The 7,248-nt window shown below is 45.1% G+C and carries 5 protein-coding genes, 1 pseudogene and 1 other annotated feature; of the genes and pseudogenes, 5 read left to right on the top strand and 1 reads right to left on the bottom strand.

Going from position 1 to position 7,248, the window contains the following annotated elements:
* Positions 1–32: 32 nt before the first annotated feature.
* On the bottom strand, positions 33–854 hold the full coding sequence (gene proC / locus V7126_RS23950) for a pyrroline-5-carboxylate reductase (protein ID WP_335499880.1): 822 nt from the start codon (positions 852–854) through the stop codon (positions 33–35).
* Positions 855–899: 45 nt separating this feature from the next.
* Positions 900–1,102, bottom strand: a binding site (T-box leader).
* 151 nt (positions 1,103–1,253) lie between these two features.
* Here proC and V7126_RS23945 point away from each other — a divergent pair.
* From V7126_RS23945 to V7126_RS23925, 5 genes and pseudogenes are all read left to right on the top strand, one after another.
* Positions 1,254–2,195, top strand: a pseudogene (locus V7126_RS23945) (MBL fold metallo-hydrolase); the annotation flags it as partial.
* Between the two features lie 27 nt (positions 2,196–2,222).
* Complete coding sequence (locus V7126_RS23940) at positions 2,223–3,005, top strand: SDR family NAD(P)-dependent oxidoreductase (protein WP_175077644.1); 783 nt, start codon at positions 2,223–2,225, stop codon at positions 3,003–3,005.
* Positions 3,006–3,460: 455 nt separating this feature from the next.
* Complete coding sequence (locus V7126_RS23935; RefSeq protein ID WP_175077645.1) at positions 3,461–4,150, top strand: poly-gamma-glutamate hydrolase family protein; 690 nt, start codon at positions 3,461–3,463, stop codon at positions 4,148–4,150.
* Positions 4,151–4,205: 55 nt separating this feature from the next.
* Positions 4,206–4,712 (top strand): DUF3189 family protein, encoded by a 507-nt coding sequence (locus V7126_RS23930; RefSeq protein WP_046132402.1) that lies wholly within the window; start codon positions 4,206–4,208, stop codon positions 4,710–4,712.
* Positions 4,713–5,100: 388 nt separating this feature from the next.
* Positions 5,101–6,366: an MFS transporter gene (locus V7126_RS23925; protein ID WP_046132401.1), complete on the top strand. Its 1,266-nt coding sequence runs from the start codon at positions 5,101–5,103 to the stop codon at positions 6,364–6,366.
* Positions 6,367–7,248 lie beyond the last annotated feature (882 nt).

Genomic DNA, 7,248 nt, shown 5'->3' with positions numbered 1-7,248 from the left:
GACAGGGTGCAGATCACATCGGCCTCCGGCTTTTATACATTGGCAGTAAATTCGTCTCTGATCTCAGCGGACCGTTTTGCCGCTTCTTTGACACAGGCGGCTACCGTTTTTTCAAATTCAAGCTTATCGAGAACGCGGAGTCCGGCTTCGGTCGTGCCGTTCGGGCTTGTGATTTCCCTTCTCATCAAAGATGGATCCTTTCCGGTTTCAAGCATTTTCGCAGCACCCGACATCATATCGGTGATCAGCCGTTTCGCCGTTGATTCGTCGAGACCCAATTCAAGGGCTGATGCATGGAGCGCCTCGACAAACCGATACACAAATGCCGGGCCGCTGCCCGCCACCGCTGTCACGGCATCAAGCGCGGATTCTTCAACAGCCGTGACGCTGCCGATCGTTTGAAAACGGCCGGTCACTTCACGAATCTGGGCTTCTGTCACGAGCCGCCCGGCCGCAAAGGCTGTCGCCGATTTTTGGATCGAAGCGGACGTATTCGGCATCGCTCTGACAACAGGCAATTCCCCTCCGGCGTAGTGTTGAATCGTATCGATCGGAATGCCGGCAAGTATCGAAACCACAAGCTTCTCCTTTTGTAAATAAGGCCCGATTTCAGTGATGACGGTTTGGGCATCTTTCGGTTTTATCGCTAAAACGATCGTGTCGGACGCTTCCGCGACCTTCTCCGTATCAGGTTCGGTGCGAATCCCGTATGCTTCTTGAAGCTCCTTGAGCCGGGCTCTGTTGGAGTGATTTGTCGCGATAATTTGTCCGGGTTCAACCTCACCGCTTTTGACAAGTCCCTTGATCATCGCCTCCGCCATTGAACCGGCTCCGATAAAGCCTATATGTTTCATTTCATCATTCCTCCTTCTAGAAAAACAAAAAAACCTTCCGTCATCTTATAGGACGAAAAGGTTTCGCGGTACCACCTACATTAGCATTCAGCATGCTCAGCTCTTGACCCGTAACGAGGGAAACGTTAGGTTTGCCTAAGCGCTCTGAGGGCAGGTTCAACAGGAAAGCGGGCTGTGAAATTTTTCAGCCTGGAATTTCACTCTCTTTTCGCCATTACCTGTTTACTATTCCTCTTCATCGCGTCTTTAATCATTTAAAATGATCGATCATTTATTTGTTGTTCATTATGCTACGGAGAACAAGCCTGTGTCAACAGGCATTTTGGCAAAAATGACACGCACCGGAGAAAACGGTAAAATATGATCAACATTATTTTGCTGGATGAGGAGAAAAACGTAATGAAAGATGAAAAGATCATTCCCATTTCGATACCGACTCCGTTTGCGGTCGGAGACGTCAATGTTTATTTGCTAAAAGGAGAAGCGCTGACATTGATCGATGCCGGTCCGAAAACAAGGGAAGCAGCCGCTGTTTTAAAACGCAAGCTTCTTGTATTGAACCTGACCCTGGAGGATATTGACCAGGTTGTTCTGACTCACCATCATGCAGACCATGCCGGATTGCTTGATGAATTTCCTAAAGATACAGCCGTTATCGGCCATCCGTTCAATGAGCCGTATATCAGCCAGGACCCTGTTTTTATCGAAAAACAGCAAACGTTTTTTACATATTTGTTCAAACGGTTCGGCGTCCCCGCCGACATGGAATCGGTAAGTCTTACGGTAAAGCGGTCTTATCGCCTGTCATGCAAACGTTCATTGACAAAGGCGGTGACAGAAGGCAGCCGGATCGACGGACTTGAAGGGTGGAAGGTGCTTGAGACGCCTGGACATGCTTCGTCACATATCGCGCTTTATCATGAAAAAAGCGGAAGGATGCTCGGCGGAGATTTACTCTTAAAGCCGTCTTCCTCAAATCCTTTATTGGAAATGCCGCAAAAAGGGGAAAAGCGTCCTGCTCCGCTGCTCGATTATCTTGCTTCACTTGAACGGCTGCTTGATCTGCCGCTCTCGGTTGTCTTTCCGGGTCACGGCGAAAGCATAACCGCCATACGGGAGCTGATCAAAAGACGCCTGGAAAAACAGCGGAACAGGGCAAGCGAGGTGCACCGCATGATAGCGGATAGCCCTCACACCGCATTTGAAATATGCAGGAAGCTGTTTCCCGCCGTATACGAAAAAGAGCTGTTTTTGACAATGTCTGAAACTGTCGGGCAACTCGATGATTTGGAAACGCGCGGAGTCATTACAAGCGGCGAAACTGACGGCATCGTTTACTATACAATANNCAATAAAGCAGGTGGAAAAATGACAGACAGATTGAAAGGCAAAAATATTTTCATTACAGGTGCATCCGGAGGGCTCGGCGAACGGATCGCTTATTTTTCGGCAGCAGAGGGGGCCCAGGTGATTCTCGCTGCCCGCAGTAAAGCACGCCTTCAGACGGTGCGGGAAAAAATCATTTCCGATCTTGGGGCATCGTGCCGCACTTTTGTATTGGATGTCAGCCGGACAGAGGAAATCGAATCGGTTTTTAAAGCGGCCGGGCCGATCGACGTTCTTGTCAACAATGCAGGTTTTGGAATTTTTGAGTCTGCCCTTGAAGCGTCTCTTGAAGACATGAAATCGATGTTTGAAGTCAATGTCTTCGGGCTGATCGCCTGCACGAAAATGGCGCTGCCCCATATGACCGCGCAAAACAGCGGCCACATTATCAACATTGCTTCACAAGCCGGCAAAATTTCAACGCCGAAGTCGAGCCTGTATGCCGCCACAAAGCATGCCGTTCTCGGGTTTTCCAACAGTCTGAGAATGGAGCTTGCCGAAACAGGAGTCAATGTGACAACGGTAAATCCCGGACCGATCAAAACCGATTTTTTCAATGCCGCCGATAAAACGGGAGATTACGTCAAAAGCATCGGCAAATGGATGCTCGATCCTGATCAAGTGGCAAAGAAAATCGTCTCCATTATGCTGACGAACAAGCGCGAAATCAATCTGCCCGTCTGGATGAGCGGAGTTAGCAAGCTCTATCAGCTGTGTCCGGCCATTGTCGAAAAAATAGGCCGCGGTGCTTTTTATAAAAAATAAGGAAGACCGGTTTTTTACGAAAAGGAATAGATTTGCTTAAAGCGAGTCTGTTCTTTTTTTTTGATAACGCTTTCTATTCTTCTTTTGTATGGTCAGCTATTCCCGCTTTTACAAAATCGACGGCGTAAAAATTCATATAAAAGCAGGGAGACTTTGTCCCTCTTGGAAATTTTGGCCTCAAGGTCTTGTTCATACTTTTACCTTCCCGTGATCTGAAGGCACTTGGGCAGTGTAAGGCGATCGTTATAAAAACAATATTCAAAGCGAGTTTCCGTGCCTCTGGAAACACGTGAGGGAACCCTGTGAAAAATAAGGTAAAGGTCGCTTTCACGCTATAGTTCTTGTTATATAAAATAGCAGATGAGTGAATAGAAAAAGTAATTTTTTACCAATTAAATAAAGAGGATGATGGGCAGCATATTAACGCGAAGGAACAGGAAGAAGGGAACCAGTTGATGAAAAAACGATGTATCATATCGTTGATCACGGCAGTGTATATTGCAGTCTTATGGCAATGTCCGATCATGGCTTCAGGCGATAAGTACGCGAATTTTGCGGAGTTGGCAGAGAACGAAGTGGAAGGCGAGGATTACAGGATTGAATATACGGACATGGGCACTGATCTTCTGGTCTTATCTCCGCACGGCGGCGGCATCGAAGGGGGAGTCAGCGAACTGGTGCGCGCCTTCGGCGAAGAGTATTCAACGTATTTGTTCGAAGGAATTAAACCCTCGAATAATTGGGATCTGCACATTACAAGCAGTCATTTTGATGAACCGACAGCATTGGAAAAAATCAGTGAGCACAGCTATGTGTTAGCGATTCATGGGTATAGTGATACCGAAAAGCACACGATTGTGGGAGGAACGGACACAGAAGTCGGACAAGCGATCGTCGATGTGCTGTCTGAGCAAGGGTTTTCTGCTGAACTGGTGGATCAAAGCCACCGTCTTTCAGGAACGGACCCGGATAATCTGAATAATCTGTGCAAAACAGGCAAGAGCATTCAATTGGAGATCAGCACCCCTCAACGGGAGGCTTTTTTTTCGCGATTCGGACTGGTGACGAGGGCAAAATCCTACAATAAAGTGTTTACTAAATATGTCGATGCCATAAAAGAGGTGCTGAATGAAAGATATAAATAAGAACGGAATGTTTGTCGCACATTAAAAGAAAGACGTCAGGTTAGAGGTGAAGTTGTTGATCTATATTTATAATTGCTACGGCGGCACCCATTCATCAGCCCTCGCAGCCGCCTATCATCTTAAAAAACTTCCGTTCGGCAGAAAGCCGACCAAAGACGAAATTTTAAATACCGATGCCTTTAATCAATTAAGTCCAAAAGAAATGGGAAAACTCGTTTTTCACGGCCTTGATGAAGAAGGCAGCAAAGTATACACCATCGGCAGGGGGTCATCAAAAGCCGTTATTCCGGCAATGCTCGGAATTCTGAAGATGTTTGAAAAAAACGGGACGCTAAACGAGAAAGTGATCTTTTCAAACACATCCCCTACCGTGCCGGTGACCATGACCTTCGGGGGCTTGTTCTCAAGGAGACTGAAGATCGATTTCATCGGGGTCCCTTTATTGGTGCTCGGTGCACAGCAATCCTATCAAAACGTCATCAAATTGGTAGAGCGCACAAAAAATCACGCCAAAATGACGTCTTCTTTAATTGAAGTGCTTGATAACGGTTTTACCGACTAGTCTATCAGCTTTCGGAATGCCCACATGTCCTGCGTCAGGAGAAACACCTGACGCAGGACAGAATGCATGCCGGAAGCTTTTTAATTTATAGCATTTTGTAAAAAATCAAATCTAAGAGAGGATATTGTTGAATTGAAACGAATCTAAAAACCTAGAATTATTTTCATTTTTTTAAATACTTTGTAAATCGGGGAGGGGATATGCAACAACGCCGCTTTCATTTTGCTTGGGAAAGAAAATGGAAAGCGGGGATGCCGTATGTTTAAAACAGTAGAAGAAAAGCCTCGGTAAGTAGAAATGAAACGGCAAATCGATGCACGAAATTTTTTTTGAAATAACAATCAGTTCCGCCTGTCTGAAAAAATTTACATACTATTAGGGGGCCTCTATGCAAAAAATGTTTTCCATCTTTCAAAATAAAAATTATGCACTGCTGTTTTTGGCATCTTTCACCTCGCAAATGGGAGGAATCATTGGGCTGACTGCACTCCTGTTCTACCTCCTTGACCGTTTTTCGCAGCAGCCGGCATATGCGACAATTACCGAGCTTATGCTGTCTTTGCCGACTTTGGCCGTATTTTTTCTTGTAGGTGTTTTCGCCGATAAGTTTGACCGGCAAAAAATCGCCAAGAGCTGCGACTGGATCTGTGCCGGATTGTCATTTTTATTATTGTTATCCCTCTATGTTGAATGGATGCCGCTTATATTTGCTGTCTTATTTTTCAGAAACGCTGTAAAGAGCTTTTTCAATCCTGCTCAAACTTCCCTTATACAAGGAATACTAACCGAAAATGAATATTCGGTGGCCGTCGGCCTGAATCAGATGGTTGCCAGTTTATTTATGCTGTTCGGCAACGGGCTTGGCGTCTTTTGCTATTGGACGCTTGGAGTAGAAGGCGCTGTTCTCGTTGATACCGCCAGCTTTGTGATTAGCGGGCTGCTCATTCAAGCCTGCCGGATATCCAAGGAAGTACGCATGCCGAACGGAAAGCATTCGATCAGAGACTTAAATGTCAGAGGTGTATGGAAAGATTTTAAGGTCGGCTTCAGCTATATTGTAGGCCATAAATTGCTCTTTGCCCTCGTTTCCGGGTTCAGCCTTTTCGGGGTCGTAAACGGAGGCCTTTCAGTCATGCAGGTGTTTATCTTAAAATATAAGCTTGCCCCGCGAAACTATGAGGAAATGTCGATTTTGCTCGGCATCGTTTTCGGTGCAGGTTTTTTGCTCGGCAGCATAACCGCCGCTATTCTTTCTCAAAAACTGAAGCTTCACCATTTGTTGATGTTGGCGCTGATTGTTTCCGGCAGCGCCACGATTTTTGCCTCCTTGGCCGGAGAGATTTGGCTGTATATGATCGCCTCCGGCTTTATAGCCCTTTCGCTTCCTAGTATCAATGTCGCAATTGGCGGATGGATACCGAGTATCGTTAACCCGAAAATGATGGGGAGAGTACAGGGCTGGATTAACCCGATCATGATGCTTTCACAGTCGCTGACACTTCTTTTCATCGCGTGGCTTTATCCCGCTTTTATCGCGCTTGAAAGCCTTTATTGGCTCGTCGGAGGCAGCCTCATTGCCGTCGCCCTATTTTACATGATCATTCTTCCGAAGTTTATGCAGATTCATCAGGGCGCTGATGCAACCATTGATTGATAGACAGATTGATGTGAAATAGAGCGAATCGTACGCCATATGCCGCCGGGACGGAAGCCAATGGGTACAGATGAGCAGCAACAGGCCATTGTCCGGAGGAAGCGGTTCAAGACATTTCTGAGCAAGTCAGCGGCATGATAAAGGACGATGTGATGCCTGTTTTCAGGAACAGAATGGCAATTCTTTCGGCGTCTGAACAAGCCGGATACCTTTGGAAAACGGCGTGTTGAAGAAAAAAACAGTGAACTCGTGGAACGCGCCGGAAGAGCCGGTAAACGATGAAGGGTTTGATTGAACTGTATTAAAAAGAGATTTCAAAATGGCAGAAAGCTATATTTATAAAAATGAACCGACAAAATGACCATGCATTAGGTGTAGTTAACCTGCAAACCCATGCTCTTTAAAACTTCCGGGTCTAATATATGAAGGGAACTTTTCTTTTTAAACGATTATGCTGAGCATCTCGTCTGCGTCACTAACCATAGCTACTTTTTAAATACGATTCACATCTTAAGGATATATACCTTTCAGCAGATTATGGATTTAGTTCTTTTTAACCATCATTTTTCAATCCCAACTGATAAATATATTTTTCCTATATGTAAAATACCGGATAACCAATTAATAAAAAATTAACCATTATTAAACAATATTCCCATGGAAAATAATGATTTTTTTTGATAATCTGTTTTCACAAGACGGAGGTTCAATAAAAAATCAGCAAAAGGGCAACTACGGACCAATATTAGAAAAAATATCAAAAAGGAGAATAATGTATGGTTGCTAAACAATCATTGAAAAATGGGGTATTCAGCAAAGTTACAGAGAATGAAAAAGAGTTAATCGTACATCATTTTAATAAAACGAAAACCGATTACCCAA

Source organism: Bacillus sp. JJ675 (assembly GCF_036963165.1).
GTDB classification, from domain to species: Bacteria; Bacillota; Bacilli; order Bacillales; family Bacillaceae; genus Bacillus; species Bacillus glycinifermentans.
The sequence above is the reverse complement of the archived record's forward strand: the minus strand, read 5'-3'. Positions and strand labels throughout refer to the sequence as shown.